1 protein-coding gene and 1 pseudogene are annotated in these 1,248 nt (G+C 47.4%); both read left to right on the plus strand.

All coding sequences use genetic code 11. From position 1 onward, the window contains the following. Positions 1 to 831: esterase/lipase family protein (locus tag ACS8FC_RS14365; RefSeq protein ID WP_439297259.1), on the plus strand; the 831-nt coding region annotated here is incomplete at its 5' end. A gap of 27 nt (positions 832 to 858) precedes the next feature. Further along, positions 859 to 1,248: pseudogene (locus ACS8FC_RS14370) on the plus strand (lipase secretion chaperone); the annotation flags it as partial.

Here is a 1,248-nt window from a genome sequence, read left to right on the forward strand (position 1 = left end):
CTGTTTGGGGTTTTAGATTATTTCAACGGAATTCCGCAAGAATTGATGAAAGGTGGCTCAGAGGTATACACCACTAAAACATCAGCGGTTAACAATAGCGAAGTGCGCGGCGAGCAGCTGTTACAACAGGTGAAAACTATCACTGCCATCTCAGGCGATCCTAAAGTCAATTTATTTGGGCACAGCCAAGGCGGTATTGATATTCGTTATGTCGCTGGTGTCGCGCCAAGATACGTCGCATCAGTCACAGCAGTATCAAGCCCAGAGCAAGGTTCCAAAACAGCCGATTTTGTCAAAAACGTCCTTGAGCCAAATAACAACACAGGCACGCCGTCAAACGTCACCACAGAGCTCGTAGCAGGCGTATTTAACCTGATCGGCGGTTTTACCGATGTTGGGTCGGGTATCAGCTTTAAGCAAATACAAGAGCAAGATGGCTGGCAGGCGCTCATGGCGCTATCGACCAGTGGTGCTGCTAAGTTCAATGCCAAATTCCCAGCGGCAATGCCAAAAAGCTACTGCGGTCAGCCGACGAGTACTGCCGCCAATGGTATCAAATACTATTCATTTAGCGGCGTCGGACAAGTCACGAGCGCCCTTGACCCTAGTGATTATCTGCTTGCAGCAACAAGCGTACCGTTTTTATTTGAGGGAAATGATGGTTTGGTTTCTGCCTGCTCGAGTCGACTTGGTTATGTGATTCGTGATAATTACATCATGAACCATTTGGATTCAGCAGATCAAGTATTAGGGCTGACGGCATGGGGCGAGTCTGAGCCAAAATCTATCTATCGTACTCAGGTTAATCGTCTGAAAAACGCCAACCTTTAAGCTGACTTGTAAAAAGAACTCTCATCTATGTCGAATAATCGCCGTCCAGCCTATTTACCAATCGCTATCATCGCCGTGGTCATCATCGCCATCGCTGCGGCGGTGATTATTTGGTTTAAGCCAGATAGTCAACGCATGGACACAGCACAATCAGCATCCAATGCATCTGTGGATGCCTCTGAGAGTATGCTATCCACTGCGCTAAATAGTGAGCAAACAGGACAAACCGCTTCAACCCAGAACCAGTCTGCATTTGTCACCGGGTTGGAGCGTTTGCCACGCTCATTGAAAGGCACGCAAGTGGACGGCGAAATCATCATTGATGAAAACAAGCAGTTGGTCGTCACTGAAGGTCTACGGCGTTTATTCGATTATTTTTTATCTGCAATAGGAGAGGAGGACGAAGCCGTTATTTTT

It is taken from the genome of Psychrobacter sp. 1Y4 (assembly GCF_051847555.1).